At 50.6% G+C, this 21,102-nt stretch carries 18 protein-coding genes; 11 read left to right on the top strand and 7 right to left on the bottom strand.

Going from position 1 to position 21,102, the window contains the following annotated elements; all coding sequences use genetic code 11:
• The first annotated feature begins 108 nt into the window (after window positions 1-108).
• Complete coding sequence (locus tag Pla110_RS13395) at window positions 109-1,059, top strand: aldo/keto reductase (RefSeq protein WP_144996255.1); 951 nt, start codon at window positions 109-111, stop codon at window positions 1,057-1,059.
• 31 nt (window positions 1,060-1,090) lie between these two features.
• On the opposite strand, the gene map is transcribed toward Pla110_RS13395, so the two are convergent.
• Window positions 1,091-1,882 (bottom strand): type I methionyl aminopeptidase, encoded by a 792-nt coding sequence (gene map / locus Pla110_RS13390; RefSeq protein ID WP_390620500.1) that lies wholly within the window; start codon window positions 1,880-1,882, stop codon window positions 1,091-1,093.
• Between the two features lie 262 nt (window positions 1,883-2,144).
• Here map and rlmB point away from each other — a divergent pair, with 262 nt between their 5' ends.
• From rlmB to xylB, 3 genes are all read left to right on the top strand, one after another.
• Window positions 2,145-2,912, top strand: a complete 768-nt coding sequence (gene rlmB / locus Pla110_RS13385) for a 23S rRNA (guanosine(2251)-2'-O)-methyltransferase RlmB (protein WP_144996253.1) — start codon at window positions 2,145-2,147, stop codon at window positions 2,910-2,912.
• A gap of 79 nt (window positions 2,913-2,991) precedes the next feature.
• Window positions 2,992-3,747: a 23S rRNA (guanosine(2251)-2'-O)-methyltransferase RlmB gene (locus Pla110_RS13380; protein ID WP_144996252.1), complete on the top strand. Its 756-nt coding sequence runs from the start codon at window positions 2,992-2,994 to the stop codon at window positions 3,745-3,747.
• Between the two features lie 205 nt (window positions 3,748-3,952).
• Entirely contained in the window at window positions 3,953-5,482 is a 1,530-nt protein-coding gene (gene xylB / locus Pla110_RS13375; protein WP_144996251.1) for a xylulokinase, read from the top strand.
• A 3-nt stretch (window positions 5,483-5,485) separates the two neighbouring features.
• Here the strand turns inward: xylB and Pla110_RS13370 are convergent, their stop codons facing one another.
• The 3 genes from Pla110_RS13370 to Pla110_RS13360 form a co-directional block, all read right to left on the bottom strand.
• Complete coding sequence (locus tag Pla110_RS13370; protein ID WP_144996250.1) at window positions 5,486-5,785, bottom strand: hypothetical protein; 300 nt, start codon at window positions 5,783-5,785, stop codon at window positions 5,486-5,488.
• Between the two features lie 144 nt (window positions 5,786-5,929).
• Window positions 5,930-6,955 (bottom strand): DUF6576 domain-containing protein, encoded by a 1,026-nt coding sequence (locus Pla110_RS13365; protein WP_144996249.1) that lies wholly within the window; start codon window positions 6,953-6,955, stop codon window positions 5,930-5,932.
• A gap of 233 nt (window positions 6,956-7,188) precedes the next feature.
• Window positions 7,189-7,590 carry a hypothetical protein gene (locus Pla110_RS13360; RefSeq protein ID WP_144996248.1) on the bottom strand — a complete coding sequence of 134 codons (402 nt, stop codon included), beginning with the start codon at window positions 7,588-7,590 and terminating at the stop codon, window positions 7,189-7,191.
• 376 nt (window positions 7,591-7,966) lie between these two features.
• Between Pla110_RS13360 and Pla110_RS13355 the strand changes: the two genes are divergently transcribed.
• The 3 genes from Pla110_RS13355 to Pla110_RS13345 all read left to right on the top strand — a co-directional run bounded on the left by Pla110_RS13355 (window position 7,967) and on the right by Pla110_RS13345 (window position 11,116).
• The gene (locus tag Pla110_RS13355) at window positions 7,967-8,851 is read left to right on the top strand and encodes a transketolase (RefSeq protein WP_231742426.1); all 885 of its coding nucleotides are present in this window, start codon (window positions 7,967-7,969) and stop codon (window positions 8,849-8,851) included.
• 94 nt (window positions 8,852-8,945) lie between these two features.
• Entirely contained in the window at window positions 8,946-9,902 is a 957-nt protein-coding gene (locus tag Pla110_RS13350; protein ID WP_144996247.1) for a transketolase family protein, read from the top strand.
• Window positions 9,903-10,153: 251 nt separating this feature from the next.
• The gene (locus Pla110_RS13345; RefSeq protein WP_144996246.1) at window positions 10,154-11,116 is read left to right on the top strand and encodes a GNAT family N-acetyltransferase; all 963 of its coding nucleotides are present in this window, start codon (window positions 10,154-10,156) and stop codon (window positions 11,114-11,116) included.
• Window positions 11,117-11,192: 76 nt separating this feature from the next.
• Here Pla110_RS13345 and metW read toward each other — a convergent pair whose 3' ends face one another.
• Together metW and metX are read right to left on the bottom strand one after the other, a co-directional pair.
• On the bottom strand, window positions 11,193-11,885 hold the full coding sequence (gene metW, locus Pla110_RS13340) for a methionine biosynthesis protein MetW (protein ID WP_231742425.1): 693 nt from the start codon (window positions 11,883-11,885) through the stop codon (window positions 11,193-11,195).
• A 42-nt stretch (window positions 11,886-11,927) separates the two neighbouring features.
• Window positions 11,928-13,133 carry a homoserine O-acetyltransferase MetX gene (metX, locus tag Pla110_RS13335; RefSeq protein WP_144996245.1) on the bottom strand — a complete coding sequence of 402 codons (1,206 nt, stop codon included), beginning with the start codon at window positions 13,131-13,133 and terminating at the stop codon, window positions 11,928-11,930.
• A 499-nt stretch (window positions 13,134-13,632) separates the two neighbouring features.
• Here metX and Pla110_RS13330 point away from each other — a divergent pair, with 499 nt between their 5' ends.
• The 4 genes from Pla110_RS13330 to uvrB all read left to right on the top strand — a co-directional run bounded on the left by Pla110_RS13330 (window position 13,633) and on the right by uvrB (window position 19,564).
• The gene (locus Pla110_RS13330) at window positions 13,633-15,411 is read left to right on the top strand and encodes a hypothetical protein (protein ID WP_144996244.1); all 1,779 of its coding nucleotides are present in this window, start codon (window positions 13,633-13,635) and stop codon (window positions 15,409-15,411) included.
• Window positions 15,412-15,471: 60 nt separating this feature from the next.
• Window positions 15,472-16,137, top strand: a complete 666-nt coding sequence (locus Pla110_RS13325; RefSeq protein WP_144996243.1) for an ABC transporter ATP-binding protein — start codon at window positions 15,472-15,474, stop codon at window positions 16,135-16,137.
• Between the two features lie 75 nt (window positions 16,138-16,212).
• Entirely contained in the window at window positions 16,213-17,394 is a 1,182-nt protein-coding gene (locus Pla110_RS13320) for an ABC transporter permease (protein ID WP_197440186.1), read from the top strand.
• Window positions 17,395-17,491: 97 nt separating this feature from the next.
• Complete coding sequence (gene uvrB, locus Pla110_RS13315; RefSeq protein WP_144996241.1) at window positions 17,492-19,564, top strand: excinuclease ABC subunit UvrB; 2,073 nt, start codon at window positions 17,492-17,494, stop codon at window positions 19,562-19,564.
• Window positions 19,565-19,621: 57 nt separating this feature from the next.
• Here the strand turns inward: uvrB and Pla110_RS13310 are convergent, their stop codons facing one another.
• On the bottom strand, window positions 19,622-20,791 hold the full coding sequence (locus tag Pla110_RS13310) for a citrate/2-methylcitrate synthase (RefSeq protein WP_144996240.1): 1,170 nt from the start codon (window positions 20,789-20,791) through the stop codon (window positions 19,622-19,624).
• Between the last annotated feature and the right edge of the window lie 311 nt (window positions 20,792-21,102).

Below are 21,102 nucleotides of genomic sequence, written 5' to 3'. Positions count from 1 at the left end.
AGATGATCGTCATTGGCAATACATCGGTTTACGGAATGTTTAGACAGCTGATATCATATCAGCGCATCTTACGTCATGGCGAATTGAATTTAAAACAGGATTGAAGATATGAAACAAAACGAGATTGGCAACAGTGGAATCCAGGTCACTCAAATTGCGATGGGTTGCTGGCCGATTGCGGGAGTGACTACCGTTGGCGTCACAAAACAAGCTGCAATGTCAACTTTACGCGGGGCATTTGAATCCGGGATCAATTTCTTTGATACGGCGTTTGTGTATGGCTACGAAGGCGAAAGCGAAAAATACATCGCGGAAGCTCTGGGAGGAATCCGGGACGAGATTGTGCTGGCGACCAAAGGAGGTTCCCACTGGGAAGAAGGGAAAAACAAACGTGGGGGACGCCCTGAAAGATTGACTCAGGAGTTGGAAGAAAGTTTGAAGCGATTAAAGACGGACGTAGTCGATCTTTATTATCTACACGGCCCGGATCCGGAATGCCCGATTGAAGAATCGGCGGAGGCGGTTGCCCGGTTCGTGCGTGAGGGTAAAGCGAAATCGGCTGGATTATGTAATGCGACTTTGGATGAGATCAAACGGTTTCACGCGATCTGTCCTCTCTCCGCTTACCAGGGCCGGTTCAGCATGTTGCAGCAGGAGGTCACCGAAGAAATCTTGCCCTGGTGCCGGGAGAACAACGTCTCCTTCATGCCGTTCTGGCTGCTGATGAAGGGGTTGCTGGCTGGTAAAATTGAGCGGGATCATCAGTTCGAAGAAGGGGACACCCGGAAAAATTACCCGTTGTTCCAAGGAGAGCAGTGGCAACGGAATCAAGATTTCGTCGATGTCTTGCGAAGTCTAGCTCAGGAGACCGGTCACACAGTATCGCAACTCGTTGTGAACTGGACGATTTCTTTACCCGGAGTGACTGCAGCTTTGTGTGGTGCCCGGAGACCAGAGCAGATTCGAGAAACGGCCATCGCCGCAGAATTCTCTCTTAGCGACGCACATCGGCAGCAGATTGAGGACGCGATTACAGAACGACTGAAATACGAACACTAAACTGGCTTAGGAATATTGAAGGCCATTCAGTCTAAAACTTGTGGCCTTCCTGAGGGCCAGTCTTAGTGAGCGTCAGGATCTCGGGGCCTTCCTCGGTCATCAGGATCGTGTGCTCAAACTGAGCAGTCAGTTTGCGATCAACCGTGCGTGCTGTCCATCCATCGGCGGGATCGACTTCGGTGTCGTATTGGCCTTCGTTGATCATCGGTTCAATCGTAAAACACATCCCGGGACGCAGGGCGTCACGACGGGTATGAACCGTGGGGTAATGAGGGATACCGGGTTCCTGATGGAAAGAACGTCCCAGACCATGTCCCTGGAAGTCGCGGACGACAGAAAAACCGGACGGTTTCACGTAGTCATAAATCGCGCGTCCGATGTCGTAAACTTTGCTTTGAGGCGTCAGTACATTGATCGACGCGAACAGGGAATCAAATGTGACCTGCACTAATTCCCGGGCGACGTCCGAGACTTCTCCAATGAGAAATGTTTCGGACTGGTCTCCAAACCAGCCATTCACAATCGTGGTGAGGTCGACATTCACAATGTCTCCCTCTTTAAGAACGGTGTCGTCGGGAATACCGTGACAGACGACTTCGTTGATGCTGGTACAGCAGCTCTTGGGGTAACCTTTGTATCCCAACGTCGCCGGCACGTGTCCATGCTCCAGCGTGTAGTTGTGTGCGAGAGTGTTGATTTCATCCGTGGTAATGCCTGGTTTAACGTGAGGACGGATAAAGTCCATTAGATCGGCATTGAAACGCGACGCTTCCCGCAGTTTATCTCGTTCTTCCCGGTTATAGATAGGTGGTCGCGATTTCAAGGTTTCCTCGGCTTTCCAGTATTGGCCAGTGATCTCTGGCCCAGTCTCGATGCTTGCCCGGTTTAAAGAATCCGACCCAACTTCGGGTTGCTTCAAAGATTCGATTCGGGCTCTGTTGTATTTTCGGCGTATTGTGCTTAGTTCTATACTCAGATGCAAGTTAAGCGATTTCGTTCGGGCGGAAAAGCCCTTCATCGGGCCCCGATCGTCGACCCAGAATCAACTCGCCCCTGTGCGACGAATATCCTCTATAAAGTGATCCATGAACGCCAAACGTAAACAAAAATTCGCCGGAAACCATCAGAAATGCTGGCTATGGGGGCGTCATCTTGTGACGGAAACCGTTATTAGCGGAAGATGGATTCCACGTAAACTCATACTGAGTGAGGACCTGGGGCAGACTGAGTTGACACAACTTAAATCCAGTCTGGAGCGGTACCAAATCCCGCTGGAAATGGCTCCGGCGAGTCGGCTGAAAGTCCTTTGCCGATCGAGCGAGCATCAAGGTTATGTCGCACAGATGGCTGAGTTTGAGTATGAGGAATTTTCCGATTTTCAAAAAAAGTTGGAACAACCCAGCTCGGCACCACTCCTTATTCTGGATCGAATTCAGGATCCGCAGAATTTAGGAGCCATGCTCCGTTCCGCAGAGGTTCTGGGAGCCGCAGGTTTGATCATTGGCAGAACCGATCAGGTTGGAATCACCCCCGCAGTTGCACGGGCCTCGGCAGGAGCGGTGAATCATTTGCCGGTTGTGCAGGTCGAGAGCCTGGTTGATCTGCTGGATGCATTGAAATCGACTGGATATCAGGTTGTCGGCACGTCCCTGGCGGAATCGGTCCCGTTAACTCCCACGCTTTTTAAACGTCCCACCGCGATTTTGATCGGCAATGAGTCGACTGGAGTGGCTCCCGAACTACTGAATGCTTGCAACCTGCGGGTTCGTATTCCACAATCGGGTCAGTTGGATTCTCTCAATGCTGCGGTTGCCGCTGGAATACTGTTGTATGCGGCGTCGCTACAAGGTTGAATGACGCGGCAGAATCCCATTTGGTTTTAGTTGCAGCACTCTCATAAAAACTACGTCTCTAATTATAAAGCGAAGACTTTTGACTCTGGAACTCAAAAATCCACATTCCGTACTGGCGGCTCTCCAAGAGCGACCTAAGGCTGTTACCGAAATTGCGATCAGCAGCACCTCTCCTTCTGCGGGCTGGCAGGAAGTTGCGAAAGAGTGCGCTCGATTAGGAAAACCCGTTTTCACGCGGGTGGTCGCGCCTCCTAAAGGAGGACGCCGCGACAAATCCCGACAGGAAGGCCGTTCGGCGGCGAATTTTGCCATGATTCAAGAAAAAAGTGGCGTCGATTTGAAAACCCTCTTCCGAACTGCGGAAACTGAAGGGGAGCATGGAATCTGGCTGGCACTCGATCAGGTTCAGGACCCTCAGAACGTCGGTGCGATTTTTCGTTCGGCTTCTTTCTTTGGTGTTCGCGGGATTGTCATGCTAAAAGACAACGCCGCTTCGCTGACGGGAACAGTCTATGATACCGCTGCCGGTGGAGTTGAGTATGTGCCTCACGCCGTGCAGGCGAATATGAAACGAACACTCGAAGCGGCCAAAGAAGCGGGCCTGTGGATCCTGGGTTCGTCGGAACGCGGGACCGAAGACTTTAATAACGTCGCTTTAGATCGTTCCTGGCTGATTGTCCTTGGCAATGAAGAAAAGGGAATGCGACGTCTAACTGAAGAATCGTGCGACGTCGTCTGCCGATTGAATCCCAAGGGAGCTGTCCATTCCTTAAACGTCTCGGTTGCCGCCGCCGTATTGATCTCCGGACTATCCGCCCGCACCGAGGTAGTTTGAGTTTCCTCGGCATGGTACATTGAATTTGAAAATACATTGAGCCAGAAAATAGCGATCTACTGAAATCTCAATAAGACCTGAATTGCGTTAGGTCTAAATATTCTCTCCCCTTTGGGTCTCTCGCTTCAGGCTTGCATAAGTCACTTTGAGATAAGCGAGGTTCCAGGGTTTGCTCCATCCTGACTATCTCTATCCGGGAAGTAACATGGCCGTCTATTTAGGAATTGATATTGGAACCAGCGGTACGAAAACGTTGGCGATGGAAGAGTCGGGAAAGATTCTGGCCTCGGCTACCGTGGAGTACCCACTTTACAGCCCGAAACCGGGTTGGTCGGAGCAGGATCCTCAGGACTGGTGGCTGGCGACGATCAAGTCTGTCAAACAAGTTCTAAAACAGGGTAAAATCAAAAAAGAAGACGTGAAGGGGCTCGGCCTCAGTGGGCAGATGCATGGTTCCGTCTTTCTCGACAAAAACCAGGAAGTCATTAGACCCGCGTTATTGTGGAATGACCAACGGACGGCCGCTGAATGCGATGAGATTGAATCGAAAGCGGGCGGACGCAAGAAATTGATCAAGCTAGTGGCCAACCCCGCGTTAACGGGTTTCACAGCACCGAAAATCCTCTGGCTTCGGAACAACGAACCCAGAAACTACGCTCGCACGAAACAGATTCTGCTTCCCAAGGATTATGTTCGTTTCCGTTTGACGGGCGAGTTCGCCACGGAAGTCAGCGATGCATCCGGGACATTATTACTCGACGTTAAAAAACGATGCTGGTCGAACAAGTTACTCGGACTGCTGGAGATCGATACGGATCTATTACCACAGGTTTACGAATCGGAAGAGGTTTCCGGCACATTGCATTCTGAAGCGGCGAAGCTGCTTGACTTGCTGGAAGGAACTCCCGTTGTCGGTGGGGGAGGCGATCAAGCCGCAGGCGCAGTGGGAAATGCGATTGTCAAACGAGGAGTCATCTCAGCGACGTTGGGAACAAGTGGAGTCGTCTTCGCGCACAGCGATGACGTCGAGATTGATCCGGAAGGTCGTGTACATACCTTCTGTCACGCGGTTCGTGGAAAATGGCATGTGATGGGCGTCGTCCTTTCCGCGGGTGGCAGTCTGCAGTGGTATCGAAATCAACTGGGCGAAGACGCGGTCCGCGAAGCCAGGAAACAAAAGGTGGACCCTTACGAAATCATTACCCGACAGGCGGCAGAAGCGGAACCGGGAAGCGAAGGGCTCTATTTCCTTCCCTATCTTGCAGGCGAAAGAACACCTCACGCCGATCCCCATGCCCGCGGGGCCTGGGTGGGACTTAGCCTCCGCCACGGTCGGCCCCATCTCATTCGTGCATTGATGGAAGGGGCGACGTATGCCATGCGGGACTGTCTGGAAATCATTAAAGGGATGAATGTCCCCGTCAATGAAATTCGGGTTTCTGGAGGGGGAGCCCGCAGTGAATTCTGGCGCCAAATGCAGGCCGATATCTACGGACAATCTGTATGCACCATCAATGCGGAGGAAGGTCCGGCGTACGGAGTCGCTTTGCTCGCCGCGGCAGGTACGGGAGCTTATAAAGACGTCGTTGAAGCGTGTACTGCGACGATCTCTGTCAAAAGTACTACCAAGCCTGTTGCCAAGGTGAAGCGAACTTACAACAAGCTGTATCCCATGTATGGCCAGCTGTATAAATCGTTGAAATCGGACTACAGAACGATTCAGGAAAATCTCTGACAGTCAGGGGACAAGCTCGCATTGCGGTACTTTTTTGCGAAAGCGGGCCATGGCTTCCTCTGAAACGGGAGACCCGTTGAGATTCATCTGAATGACGGGACTTCGTCGGTTAGCCCCGTATCCGTTGAACGCCATTTCAAAGATCTTCAAGTCGCTGTCCGTGACGTTTCCTTTGGGGAAAATGAACTTTGACTTCTTTTGGCCTTCGATAATTGGGTAATGGATGTTCAATGGTTTGCTGCACATACAGTCCATTGCGAAGAAGTATTCCCGTTTTTGAGTTTGATAATGTCGGTACACCATCGAGCCGCCGAATACCATTGCGACTGTTAGCAACGATCCGATTAAAAGAATCGTAGTCGAATGTTTTTCATAGATCGCGGACCCTCTTTGTTGGATTTGTAAAAGTCTCTCACGACTTTTCTGAAGCAATGTCCGCACTCCCGTTTACTTGGACTGTTGGGGGCGGAGGTACTGGCTGGCTTGTTTAAGCTGTTTGTGCTCGGTGGCGGATAAGGAACTGAGACCAGTCTCGCTTACTTTTTCCAGCAATGCGTCGATTCGCTGTTGCGCCTGTTGCCGCCGCACATTGGCTTTCCGTCGTTGCTGTAGGTTTCGTCGAGCTTTCCACCGCGCGATTATTCCGGGACGAGGAGGCATGGTTCGTTCAGGCTGACGAGAATGTTCCAGGCTAGTGTATCCAGCAGAAAAATCATAACCCAGGAATAGTTCGGATTCATCCTTGGTGGGGGCCGTTTCGAGTAGTCTGATTTTCTCGTACAACGTCCAGGCAACCAGAATAGCTCCAAACAGAGCAAGCCAGACGTGCGATGCGACGACGCCGGTGAGCAATAAAACAAACCCGATAAAGGTAGTTAAAGCATACGCTATACGATTTGCTGAAACGGTATTGAAGTGCCCCAGCATCAATTCTTCGGTAAGCCGTCCACCGCTCAATGGAATCGCGGGGAGTAGGTTGATGAGCATCAGAAGCCAGTTCACGTAAAAGGCGAGAGCCAGAAACTCTCGGCCAAGTTGCGCAAAGGACATCGTCGAGTACTCGGCCACAGGAAGAGCCGTAATATAGAGCAGGTCGGGAAATCTCACCGTTTGATGGATGAAGGGAAGCGTCGCGAGGCAAATCAACAGGTGAGTCAATGGAACTGACAACCAGGTGAACAGTCGACCTTTCAATTTAAAGCCGAGTTGAATTCTCGCTAGACTGCCGAGAGGCCAGAGCAGCACTTCGTGCACGTCGCCGCCTGACCGTCGAGCAACGAACATTTGGGCGAACTGCTGGAGTAAGACACTGCCGATTAAAATCAGAATCAACGAAGTTCCGATTAACAGGTCGTGAGATTTCAGCAATACCAGCGTAAAGAAGACAGGCAACGAATACGCAACACGGACACGTGTGTGAAACAGACTGCCAGCCGGGAAAGAGCTGGTCAACGCGTTCAGAACGGAAGACATAGAACTGCTCGGAGTACCGGGAACGAATTGAATTCTTGTCATCCTGACAAATCAGAAACCTGCAATACCACTCCCTTTGCAGGTTGAGAAGGGGAGTCTCCACAATTCAAACCGTCTCGGAGTTTGTGCTCGTTAAAAGGTACGAGGTTTTAATCGCTCCTGATCCGACCGATGTGGGCTATATTCCAGTGTCATCAAATTCACCCCAAAAGAAAATCATTTTTTGGTGCGGATTAAGATTTTTTCAGATAACCGATCGAGGTCTGAAAATACTTCTGACGCCGAGTGAGGGCTGATTTCTGTTCTTCTGCCGCTGTTTTCAGGTCTTCCATGTTGGCATTACAGGGTCGGCAGCCAATGACGTTGAGGTGGAATTCGAGATATTTAGCCTGTTTCGTATCTATTGTTCCGAGCATCCAGGCGCCAAGCTGACTTCGGTTGGGACAACTGAGTTGCTCCCGCCGCCAGATTTGCCCCACTGAATGATGGTCCTGAAACGAGACTTCCACCAGCTCTGAGAGGCGAGTTGTCAATTCAGGCGAGTTACGCAAACTATCCTCAATGTCCGCAGCTCGGTCCGAGGAAAGCTGTTCCTGGAGAAATGCGAGCAATTCTTCATCGGTATAGGTGTTCATGGGCGTTGTGTTGCATGTATGAGGTTTTGAAAAGGGTCGCCTTTATTACATAGGTATTATTCGTCTTCTAAGATGAATTCTTAGTGAACGATCTCGAGAATCTCATTCAGGAGTTGCCGGTTTGCCTGATCTGAAGTTCGTAAAAAAGCTGCTTTACGACGGATCGAATCGACTATGTTGAAAATGGCGTCTCTATCGCAAAGCCCTGTCAGCGAGAAGTTTGTCTATCCCGCACATTTGCGAACTCGGACAGAACTTATTATAAGAGATCAACGAAAATCCCGGAACCATCGGGAGTAACATCGGGAATCTGTTTAGGGAATTGGTCATAGAACCGCCGAAAACATCTTCCCGGCCAGCTGAATTTGTATCGGCAGTGACGTTCGTCGTCCGGACCGTAACCCGTCAACAATACTTACAGATGGATGAGGAAGAGAAGTTGTCAATCGACGAACTGAAACAAATCGCCAAGACGCTTCGCAAACACATTATTGAGATGACGACAGCTGCAAACAGCGGTCATCCCTCAAGTAGCCTGTCGGCGGTAGAAGTGGTGACGGCCCTCTACTTCGGTGGCTTCATGAAGTACGACGCGAAGAAACCGCACATGCCGGAACGCGATCGCTTCGTGCTGAGTAAAGGTCACGCCGTACCCGTGTTGTACGCAGCCATGGCGGAAGCTGGTTTCTTTGCAGAATCCCAACTCAAAACATTACGAAAACTGGGCAGTCCACTTGAGGGGCACCCCAACCTGAAGCGTCTTCCTGGTATCGAAGCCTCAACCGGTTCACTGGGACAGGGCTTATCGATTGGTCTGGGACAGGCACTTGCCGCTCGCATCGACAAAACCGGCAGCAAAGTCTATGTCGTGATTGGCGACGGTGAAATGGGCGAAGGCCAGGTCTGGGAAGCATTCGCAGCCGCATCGAAATACAAAACGGCCAACCTGACCGCGATCATCGACCAGAACGGCTATCAGCAGACTGGATCGACCAACGAAGTTCTCGATATGGGAGACTTCCATAAAAAAATCGAAGCCTTCGGCTGGCATGTGCAGACGATCAACGGAAATTCGATGGAGGAAGTTGTTGACGCTTTGAAAACGTCGGAAAGCATCACCGACCGACCCAAAGCGATCGTATCCAAAACGCAGAAAGGCTTCGGCATTCTGCCTCTGCTTGAAGAAGCAGGCGATATGAACTTCCACGGTAAGCCGCTTCCTCCCGCTATGGCGGAAAAAGCGCTGGCCATGTTGTCCTGATGAAACGTTGCTCTCGCGTTTTTAGTTGATTCGAGCAGCGGCATCAGAACTTCCCCATTTTGTACATGCGAATTTTCAATAAAGAGACAAGATAATGGCACTAGGTGAATTAAGTGGATTGAAACTGGGTCAGGCGACCCGCGACGCCTTCGGCGATGCCCTGAAGGAACTCGGCGAAGAATACAAAGATGTCGTCACTGTTGATGGTGATGTGGGTAACTCTACCCGTACAGAGCCTTTCGCCAAAGCGTTTCCAGACCGGGCCTTCAATGTTGGGATCGCGGAAAGTAACATGGTTTCAGTCGCCGGTGGTTTGGCTTCCAGCGGAAAAACTTCTGTTGTAGCCAGCTTTGCCGCTTTCCTGCTTTGCAATGCTTATGACCAGATTCGTATGTCAGTCGCTTTTCCGGGCCTGAACGTCAAACTGGTTGGATCTCACGCCGGTATCTCTATCGGAGAAGATGGTCCCTCGCAGATGGGTATTGAAGATGTAGGCTTGGCTTGCTCGCTTCCCGGTGTGGCCGTGATGGTCCCCTGCGATGCTGCTTCTACCAAAGCGGCGACCAAAGCCATGCTCGATCACGAAGGTCCTACCTACCTCCGTTTGGGACGTCCTAAAGCTCCTGTCGTTTACCCCAATGGCTGCGATTTCACCATCGGTAAAGCGAACACGGTTAAAGAAGGTACAGATATCACCCTCATCGCTAACGGGCTGATGGTACCTGCTGCTCTGGATGCGGCTGCCGCACTGGAGAAAAAAGGTCATTCCGTTCGAGTAATCGACATGCACACGGTTAAACCTCTCGATGAAGCGGCTGTTATCGCTGCTGCCAAAGAGACTGGTAAAATCGTCGTCGTCGAAGAACACTTGGCTCACGGTGGTTTAGGATCAGCTGTTTCCATGGTTGTGTGCAAAGAGCATCCCACCCCGATTTCCTTCGTTAACCTGGGCGATACATTCGCCGAAAGTGGCGACGGCGATGGCCTGTTGGAAAAATATGGCCTGACTGCCGAATCTGTAGTCAAAGCGGCGGAAGGTTTACTCTCCTAAGTGAGAAGCCTTGGCTTCCAGTCGGTAATTGCATTTAATCAGCAGACGTTGATCAATGCATGTTGCCTTCACAGGAAGCAGTGTCTATTCTACAAATCAGATCCGCACTTCTGGTCTTTACTGAAAAAAGTCGATTGACCATATCTTCCAGTGCCGGCTCGATAATAAGACACTCGTATTTCATTGTCCGACATTCAGCGCGACGTCTGCGGGCGTCGCGTTTTTCATGCGTACGTGAGGACATGCATTAGGTGGTTGAGTACCGCACCTTTAAAAATACTGATCCGCCTCAGATGGTCGCCTTGTGGCATGAATGCCATTTAGGTCGTGGCGCGGCCGCTGGATTCTCAACCGATGCGCTGGAACGATTGGTCTTTGCTCAATCCTATTTTGACCGCAAAGGACTGATTTTCGCCGTCGAAGATGGCTGCCTGGTCGGTGCGCTGCACGCTGGTTTCGGACCGAATGCTGATCGTACCGGACTCGATTATTCCCGCGGCCTTATTTGTCATTTGATGGTCAGTCCCCGGAAACGGGGCACAGGAATCGGCACTGAGCTTTTACGCCGTGGCGAAGAATACCTGTATGGAAAAGGGGCGAAGACCATCCAGGCGGGACCTGCTCCCGACGACGCTCCGTTTTATGTCGGTCTTTATGGTGGGACGGCCCCGGTTGGTTTTCTACACTCCGACCCTGTGGCGGCCGACTTTTTCTCTACCCACGGTTATCACGCCGGTCCCAAATATCTGATCTACCAACGTGATTTAAAAAATGCCCGCGAACCGATCAATTTTCGAGTCACCACGATCCGCCGAAAGATGGCGCTCTCCCTGTCCGAACCACTTGGTATACCCAGTTGGTGGTGGATCACCCGTATGGGACGGTTGGATACGCTGCGATTCGGTCTCGTACCGAAAGTCGGCGGTCCAGAGGTCGCTAATGTTACGATCGTCGGCCTGGACCTGTATATATCCACTTGGCACCAGCGAGCGATTGGCTTGATTGATCTCCAACTTGCACCTGGGCAGACCGACCCATTGTATAAGCAGGTACTCATCAGCATGGTTTGTCAGCGACTTCGCGAAGAGCTGATTACCAATGTGGAAATTCATTCCAATGAGACCAATACGGCACTGACCCAAATGGTTCTGGGAACTGGTTTCAGCCTCGTTGATACGGGTATTGTTTACGACAAAGACCTTAACGACGTTTGATGTCAGTCTTTGATCTGCATCTTTAATCTCGTTGGATGATGTCAGCTGTAGCGATGGCTGCTACAGAAAACTTGCTTTAAGCCAGCGGGCTTTCCAAAATGTAAACAACGCTTTCCGCTCGCAAGTTGGATGCCCAGGCACGTTCGACAGCGGACCCATTGATGATGGGAATCTCTTTAACAATCCGGCAATTCAACTGACCCACGGTCAGATAGCGAAAGTCCGAGATCGACATCAGGTGCAGGTTCGGCGTGTTATACCAAGAGTACGGTAGCTTCTCTGTGACGGGGGCGCGTCCCTGCCAGACGACTTGTAAGCGAACTTTCCAATAACCGAAATTCGGGACGACGACAATCATACGTCGGGCAATTCGAATCATTTCCTGCAAGGCGTACTTCGGGTGTCGGACCTGCTGTAATGTCTGGCTCATGACGGCCCAGTCGAAGGAACCGGACGGAATCTCGGGGATACCATGGTCCAGGTTCGCCTGAATCACGGGCACACCGTTACTGATCGTTTCGAGAACCCCTTTTTCTTCCAGCTCGATTCCCATCACGGAGCAATCGGATAGATCTCTTAGTTTCGCGAGTAGACGCCCGTCGCCACAACCCAGGTCGATTACACGACTGGACGGCTCGATGTGCGAAATGATAATGCCGTCTGTCAGCGTCAATTCCGGATTCGGCATGCAATACCGACGCATGTTGGGTTTGAGATCGTGCGGTTGTGCCGCATCGTATTCGATTCCGGTATCAGCTGCTGAATTCATGGGACTCGGATTCATGGGGTAAAGGACGATTCTGAACTGGCCTCAGTTCGTTTTCTGGTTCTTTTCAGGCAATTTGAAACTGGAATAGGTCTGGGCGAGAAAGGGTCGAACTGCTGCCGCCAATTGCTCACATTCAATCAGGAAGGAGTCGTGACCGTAGGGAGACTGAAATTCGATGTAAGAGACATGTCTCGCCGTCTGATTGAGCGCTGTCACGATTTCTTTGCTCTGGCTGGTAGTGAATAACCAGTCGGTGTCGTAGGACGCGATTAAAAATCGGGCGGTAGAGTCTTTCCAGGCATCCGAAAGCGAACCGTAGCTTTCGGTGATGTTGAAGTAGTCCATCGCCTTGGTCAGGTACAGATAGCTGTTAGCGTCAAATCGTTCGACGAATCGTCGTCCTTGATAATGCAGATAGCTTTCGATCTGAAATTCGGTCTCTTTCAACAGGTTGTAAGTCAGCTTTTCGGTATCCTGAAGACGTCGCCCGAATTTCATTTCGATTGAGGCTTCAGAAAGATAAGTGATATGGGCCAACATCCGAGCGAGAGCTAGACCGTAGCGAGGGCCTTGGTCGCCGTAGAAACGACCTTCCTGGAACTGAGGGTCAGCAAGAATCGCGCGGCGACCAACAGTATTAAAGGCGATACTTTGCGCGGAGACGTTCGCTGCGGAGGCTATTGCGATTACGGCTCCCACATCGTTGGGGTAGCTGGCGGCCCATTCGAGCGCCTGCATTCCTCCAAGCGAACCGCCTACGACGGCAAGGACTCTATCGATACCGAGAGTTCGCAACAGTTCGTGATGGACGCGGACAATGTCGTTGATGGCAACAACCGGGAATTCGAGACTGTAGCGTTCCCCAGTTTCCGGGTTGATTGCCCCTGGGCCAGTCGTCCCCATACACCCTCCGAGCACGTTGGCGCAGACGACGAAGTATTGGTCTGTGTCCACTCCTTTGCCCGGTCCGATAAAATCTTCCCACCAACCTGGTTTTTTCCGATTGCTGTTTTCGTGATAGCCGGCTGCGTGGGCATCGCCTGTCAGGGCATGACAGATGAAGATGACATTGTCTCGAGCGGGAGAGAGGGTTCCGTAAGTTTCGTATGCGACCTGAATTGGCCCGAGTTTGGAACCGCCCTCTGTTTTAAGAGGGTGCGGAGGGGCAAACAGCGTGGCAGTTTGTGTTTCCACTAAACCGACGGAGGTCTCAGGGATCTGGAATGGTTCGCTTGTTTCAGTCGCCATCGATACGGAACTAGTCTGCTACAGACATGCTGTTTCAGTTTCAGGAAATTCTCATCGGTAGGGGAGGAGAGAGTCAGTTAGTGTGGTATTATAAACCGAGAACGGAGGAATGACGAGTTAGACGCTGTTCTAGCGTCCATTTTTTAGGCCGGTCCGCACTGATTACGCTTATTTCAGATTGTAGAAATGCTGCGAGCAAAGAGATACGGGCGATTTCGGAAAGCGGGGGGAGCATCGTAAGAAAAAAGGGGGTGTTCCTGTTTGTAGACGCCTTTCCTTTCTGCAGGTTCGCCCGAGGGTATCCGCTTCACCAGACTTCGAGAAGAGAATTGCGTATAATAAGGCCCCTAGTTCTCAGATTGCTGTCTTCTTCACCTCTGATTCGGCGATCTAAGAAACCTCCAGTTTACATCGAATGACGAATATTTTCTCAGTTATGGAGTTACCTGTGCGGATACACCGCTCCTGTTCGTTTTTACCATTGATAATGGTTCTGTTCGTGGGTTTGTTCGCTTCGACGCAACTGCATGCGCATCCCATTTCATTGACGAATGCGTATATCCGCGTTTTTCCGGACAAGGTTTCGGCCAAGATCGAGATCTTTGTCGAAGACTTATACCTCTTTCATGACCTGAAACCGAACGATCAGGATTTGCTCGAACCGGATACGCTTCGGAAGGGAATCGAGCTGCATAAAGAGTTTCTGGCCAAGCATTTTCAGATTCTGGACAAAGATGGGAATCAGCTGAAGGGGACAGTGGTGGATGTCCGAGAATTCGACATTCCTGAAGAAGGATTGCCGCTCGCCTCGTTGATGTTTTTTCAGCTGACCTACACTCTCGAATATGACGTCGACAAACCGGAATACCTTACGTTCTTGCAGGATATGGGGAATCAAGACATTGGCGTTCCGGCTGAGACGCAATTGCGAGTTCTGCAAGAAGGGGCGAAACGACGAAAAGAAAAACTGATGTTACCCGGTGAACCTTTTACGTTGAGATTCAATTGGGAAAACCCGGAAATGACTGACTCAAGTTTCAACGCAGGTGAAACTACGGAAGGAGAAGAGGGCGATTCGGATGAAGAGGAGCTGCTGGGCATTACGAGCTACGGTGCCGTCTATTCGTTTCTTTACATCGAACCTCGTGAAATTCGGCACGAGATCCTCATTCCCGTCGTCACGTTGGAACAAAGCGTGGAGATCCCACGGGCTGATTCCGCTTTTTTGACCATCAAGGAGCAACCTAAAGCGCGAGAGGCAATCGAGAAGTTTCTTAAGTCCAAAAACAAAGTCGAAGTAAATGGTCAATTGATTGAACCGGAGATCGATCGCATCGACTTTTATGGACTCGACTTTCGTGATTTCGCTCAGCAGGCTCCCGACCAGAATGTCAGCATGGCGAATGGTCGGGTGGGCGTGATCATCTCTTATCCTTTGAATCAACCACCGGAAGAAGTCAAAATGACGTGGGACTTCTTCAACAGATATTTGTGGGATGTCAAAGGGACTGTCTATGTGAATGACAAGACAATCAAGACCGAACTTTCCCGGTTGAACGAGGAGAATACCTATACCTGGGTAAGTGAATCTGTGGTCGAACCCTATCGTGAAATCGAACCCTACGATGTGACATTACCGAAACCAGTAGCCTACCCGGTTTCGATTCCGGCACTCCTCTGCTTGGGAATAGCCGTGGTCACTCTTTTTGTTGGACGTAAATACACTTTGCCCGGCATTCTGGTTGCGGTTGCGTTGGGGCTCGCTTTTCTGCCTATCGCTCGCATCGATGCCGCAACTTGGATCGCACCTCCGGCGAGACTTTCGGAAGAGGAATCAAAAACTCTGTTCGAAGAATTACTTGGAAACGTCTACTACGCAATGGAGAACCGACAGGAAGAGCGAATTTACGACGGGCTGGAACATGCTGTAGCGGGAGAAATGTTGAGCGATCTTTATTTGAAAATGAAGAAGGAACTCGTTATCGAAGAGCAGGGAGGGCCTGTCGCTCGAGTTACTGATATCAAGATCCAAGCGATGGAAATCGGAAAGCCAGCGCAAGAACCGACCGCAAAGAAAGTGGACCCCCGTGCCTTTACCGTCGATTGTACCTGGCAGGTTGTGGGCACGGTTGAGCACTGGGGGCATATTCATTCACGAACAATTGAATATCAGGCTCTGTTCGTTGTCAGCCCGGTCGAAGGGAAATGGAAAATCACCGCTCTGACGGTGGAAAGTGAAAACAGGATCAAATACGAAACCCGCCTGCGTGGCATTTGAGCTCCAATCCAGTCGTCTTCATGCCACGAGTTCGTCGATCTCGGGAGACAGAGAATAGACATGCTGAACATCACGAATCTACAGTTTCGATATCCCGAGTCCGGGTTTCAATTATCGCTTCCTTCCTGGGAAGTGCCAGAAGGGGGACAGGCGGCATTAATCGGTCCAAGCGGGAGCGGAAAAACGACGCTACTCTCTTTAATCGCCGGTATCCTGAAACCCGACGCGGGCAAGATCGAACTCCATGGTCAGAACATTACTCAGTTATCTGATACAGAACGGCGAAACTTCCGGATTGGTCAATGTGGATTGATTTTCCAAAGCTTCGAACTCATTCCCTATTTGAATGTCTTTCAGAACATTCAATTGCCTTACTACCTTAACCCGGTACTCGAACGAACATCCGAAGTTGAAATACGGGCCTATCAACTGGCTGAACAACTAGGTCTGTCGGCTTATCTTCAAAGCCGGGTGACTTCCCTCTCAGTGGGTGAACAGCAGCGACTGGCAATTTGTCGAGCGTTGATAACACAACCTCGAGTTCTGTTGGCTGATGAACCGACGGCAAGTCTGGACCAGGCGAATGTTGATCGAGTGATGCAGGTCTTGTTTGATTATTCTCAGAGTTCCGGGGCAATGTTAATAATGTCGACGCACGACCCGTCCCTGTTCGCCCGGTTTGAACATCGTCTCGATTTTTCCAAACTCGTCAGCGCAATCGCCTGATATTTCATTCGGTTGAACCTGCATAGTCGCTTTCTACCTTTGATGCTCCCTCCTTTTTTATACGACCAATCTATTATGTGGCGACCTTTCTTTCTGGCCTGGCGTTCCGTGAAGTATTACCGAACTCGGTCAATTCTGTTAATGCTTTGCCTGGCGATTACTTTCGCACTCCCACTGGCTTCGCGGATGTTGATTGTCGATTTCGAATCGCAACTACGGTCGCGGGCGGAAGCAACCCCGCTAGCGGTTGGCGCGAAGGGAAGCCGGTTTGATTTGGCTCTGCATGTGCTGTATTTCAAAGAGCCTGCCCTACCTGTGATCAAGTTCCGGGAATATGACCGTCTTTCCAAAACAGATTACGGCACTATTTTCCCTATTCATCGGCAATTGACGGTGCAGGGGGCTCCGTTGGTAGGAACAAACAGTGCTTACTTTTCATTTCGAGATTTAGAAGTCGCCGAGGGGAAGCACATTGGCCGGTTAGGGGATTGCGTCGTCGGTGCGGCGCTGGCGGAAGAGCTTGAAGTCGGACCGGGAGATCATCTGACGGTCGATGTGAACAACGTATTCAGCATCGCGGGGATTCCTCCGCTACGATTGAATGTGGTTGGTGTGTTGAAATCAAATCACTCTGCCGATGACGAGGCCGTCTTTGTCACAGTACAGACGGCGTGGGTCGCCACAGGACTTGGGCACGGGCACGAAGGGGCGGCCGATGTTGATCACAATGTGAAAGGGAATGATCCTCAGGAAACGCAAAAGGCCCTTGGAGCTTCGGCGATTCTGCCTTACACGGAAATCACAGACGAAAACATTAATGACTTTCATTATCATGGCGAACAATATGACTTCCCAATTACCGCAATTATCATTGATCCGGCCAGTGAGCGGGAAAAGACACTTTTAAGAGGGCAGTATGTTGCTGATGATGCCGAATATCAGATCGTGCAGCCGCTGGAGGTAGTCGATGAACTGATGGAAGTCGTCTTTCAGTTTCGCTTTTTCCTCGATCTCGTCGCGGTCTTGATGGGGGTGACGACCTGTTGTCTCCTGTTACTCATCGGTTGGCTGACGTTGCAAATCCGACAGGGAGAGATGCAAACGATGGTTCGAATTGGTTCCAGTCGCTCCATGATTTTTCAAATCCATGCTGCTGAAATTGGATTTCTGTTGCTGGGAGCGATTGTCGTGACGGGCGGGCTGTTGTTGGTGATTCGATTTCTGGGGACGTCCTTCCTGATTCAATTTCTCGTTTAAGAACTATTATTTCACTACGATCAGTTCCCTCTCTTCGGGCGATGCCTGCCTATAATTCAGAACGATTTCAGTCTTCCGCACCTTCTATGGAGTTTGCATGTCTCCCTTTAATCTGGTGAGTGAATTTGAACCGGGTGGCGATCAGCCTAAGGCGATCGAGCAACTGGTCGCCGGTATTCGTGAGAATCGGAAAGATCAGGTTCTGCTGGGGGTAACTGGTTCTGGTAAAACGTTCACGATGGCGAATGTCATCCAGCAGATTGGACGTCCAACCCTTGTCCTTTCACACAATAAAACGTTGGCGGCTCAGCTGTATGGTGAATTCAAGGATTTCTTTCCCAACAATGCCGTGGCTTACTTCGTCAGCTATTACGATTACTACCAACCGGAAGCGTATATTCCGCAGCGAGATATCTACATTGAGAAAGATGCCTCGATTAATGATGAGATTGACCGACTCCGGTTGTATGCCACCTCGGCGCTGATGAGCCGCAGCGATGTGATCATCGTTGCCTCTGTCAGTTGCATATACGGGTTGGGATCTCCAAAAGACTACCTGGAGATGATGATTCCCCTTTCCGTGGGTCATGAAATTGACCGGGACAAGTTGTTACGCAAGCTGATCGATATTCAATACGACCGAAATGATGTTGAACTGGCCCGGGCGCGATTTCGAGTGCGGGGCGATGTCGTGGAATGCTGGCCTGCGTATGAGGAGTTTGCCTATCGGATTGAAATGTGGGGTGATGAAATTGAAAAGCTGTCGATCATTAATCCGACCAGTGGTGAAGAGTTGAAGACTGAGCAGGAAATCTTCATTTACCCGGCAAAGCATTTCGTGTTGCCCCAGGAGAGAATTCAGGGAGCGCTCAAAGAGATCGAGGACGAACTACAGCAGCAACTGGAAAAGTTTCGCAATGAAGGCAAGTTGCTCGAAGCTCAACGTTTAGCCGCGCGGACCCGGTACGATATTGAGCTAATGCGTGAAGCAGGGTTCTGTCCGGGAATTGAAAACTACAGTAGAGCTTTAGCTGGTCGTAAACCAGGGGAGCCTCCATTTACACTGTTTGATTTCTTTCCGAAAGACTTCACATTGATGGTCGATGAATCGCATGTGACATTGCCGCAAATTCGAGCGATGCATGCGGGAGACTTCTCACGAAAATCGACTTTGGTGGAGCATGGGTTTCGGCTCCCAATGGCGATTGATAACCGACCGATGAAATTCGATGAATGGAATTCAAAACGGGGTCAGACCATTTTTGTGTCAGCGACACCGGCAGATTGGGAACTTGACCAAACCGATGGTGAAATCGTCGAACAGGTTATTCGCCCGACTGGCCTGCTGGATCCGTTAATACATATTGTACCTGCCCGAGGCCAGGTTCCGCATTTGATTACGGAAATTCGTAAGCGAACGGAGAGGAAAGAGCGGGTGCTGGTGACGACGTTGACGAAACGGTTGTCCGAAGACTTAACGGATTATTTCAAGGAAGAAGGCTTGCGCTGCCAGTGGTTGCACTCGGAACTGGATGCCATTGAGCGTGTTGAAATCCTTCGCGAGTTGCGTCAGGGTAAATATGATGTCCTCGTAGGCGTAAACCTGCTGCGAGAAGGACTCGACCTGCCCGAAGTCTCGCTGGTTGCGATTATGGATGCCGATAAGGAAGGTTTTCTGAGGAGTGAGAAAAGTCTGATTCAGACGATTGGTCGTTCTGCTCGTAACGAGAATGCGGAGGTCATTTTGTATGCGGACCGGGTGACCGACAGTATGCAAAAGGCGATTGATGAGACCTTGCGACGTCGTGAAATCCAGATGGCCTACAACAAAGAGCACGGAATCACCCCCGAAACGATTCGTAAAGCGATCAAACGGGGGATCGAAGATGAAATTCAGGCTCGACAGGTCGTTCAGAAAACAGGGGGAGCAAAATCGGAGAAACAGTATGTTACTCAGGAGTTCTTGAACGAACTCGAAGGTGAAATGCTGGAGGCTGCCCAGAACCTGGATTTCGAGCGGGCGGCTCAACTTCGTGACCGAATCCTGGAACTCAAGAACCAACTTGGACAGGAAGCGACTGTCGAAGAGGAAGCTGTAAAAGATAAACCCGGCTTTGCCAAACGAGGAAAACGTGGCCGAAAAGGGCGTGGTCGTGGTAAAGGGAATTAGAGTTGGTAGCCGGGGATCGATTCTGACAGAAGGTTATGAATAACCTTCTGTGGTCGATTACTTTTCGTATCGGTGAATCGGACCTTCGTACTCGAGTCGTGCTGGAACGAGCGGGCCCTGTTGCAGTTGCTCCAGGACATGGGCAGTCCAACCTGGAATACGGGACATCAGCTGCAAAGGTTGATTGAGCTCGATATCGATTCCGAGGTAATACAGAATTCGTGTGGCGGCCCATTCGGAATGCGGTGAAAGCCCGGTGAGTTCGAAGATCAGTTTTTCTGAGCGACGTGCCGCTTTTTCCATGGGGATCATGTTGTTCTCTTCCGCCAGGTAATAGCAGAACGTGTTGAACAACTGGAGACGAACGGATTCTTTTTCAATGTCGGCACCAAAGCCGAGCTTACGAGCCTGCCCCGGTGTTAAACTACGCGCCCATTTCTCAGTCGCGAATTGATTTCCTTCCGCGAGGACTTCAATGGCGAGGGAACGTTCTTCCTGCCAATCATCAAGGGGAATTGAATTCATAGCCGTTGAAATGGCCGAATATAAATTGCCACCACGACTGGCGACCAATCGCGCGGCGTGTGAGGCGGCGTCGTATCCTAACTCGGCACGGGAGAGTAGTAGGACTTCGAAAGCACGTTCGCCGAGCGGGGTGGGAGTGCGGTTGGTTAATAATTGAGCAAGGTTAACCGCCCAGTGAATGTCGGGATCAAATTTAGCTGATTGCCAACCTTCAACGAGTCGCTGACGTTCGATCAAAATCAGCGGAATATGCATCAGTAATTTATGAGCCTGCCAGAGTACAGATTCTTCCGCACCGCTTTTCGATTGCGAATCAAACAGAGGAAGCAAAGCACACACCGACCGGATGAACTCACTGGCATCAACGTGTAGCGGTGTCTGTTGAATAATGTCCGCGATAGGGGAGGGCAGTTCTGCCGTTTCCGTGAGGATCGACTGGAAGTCGGCCAGCTCTTCCTGATTAGGAATAGCGCCGTACAACAGCAGATAACTTGTATCCAGAAAGGTATTTTTCCGAGCCAGCTCGTTAAGAGAATAACCCCGGAAATGTTCCGCCTTTTGTGGATTGGAAATATGAGTCGTGAAAGTATTCAGGTTGTCGGCAAAGACAGCCGCATCTTCATCCGGTACGGAGAGACGATCGACGAGTTTGGCTAAACCAGAAAAGAGGTGCTCAGGACGGTGATGGGGAGAACCATGCATAACAACGGATTCCTTTCCGTTAAGGACAGATTGTCCGGACGGGGATGAATAAACCTGGAACGTACATCCCTGTATCAGATTTATGATGAGTAAGTCAGTTTCTTCAAAGACTTGTCACGTCACTCGATTCTAATCAGAGTTTTTAGAGAATGGAATCAAGAAATGGAATTCATTCCGGGTCTGGCAAAACTTTCAAAATAGGGGAAACGAATGCTTTTGCGAGCTTGATGGGCCTGAGGACAACAAGCTTAGAGCGTTCCAGCGTCGTTTAGCTACTACGAACTTCCCAGAAAATTAATAGGGGAATCGGC

The sequence above is a fragment of the Polystyrenella longa genome (genome assembly GCF_007750395.1).
GTDB lineage: Bacteria > Planctomycetota > Planctomycetia > Planctomycetales > Planctomycetaceae > Polystyrenella > Polystyrenella longa.
This window is presented reverse-complemented; position numbering and strand designations above follow the sequence as displayed.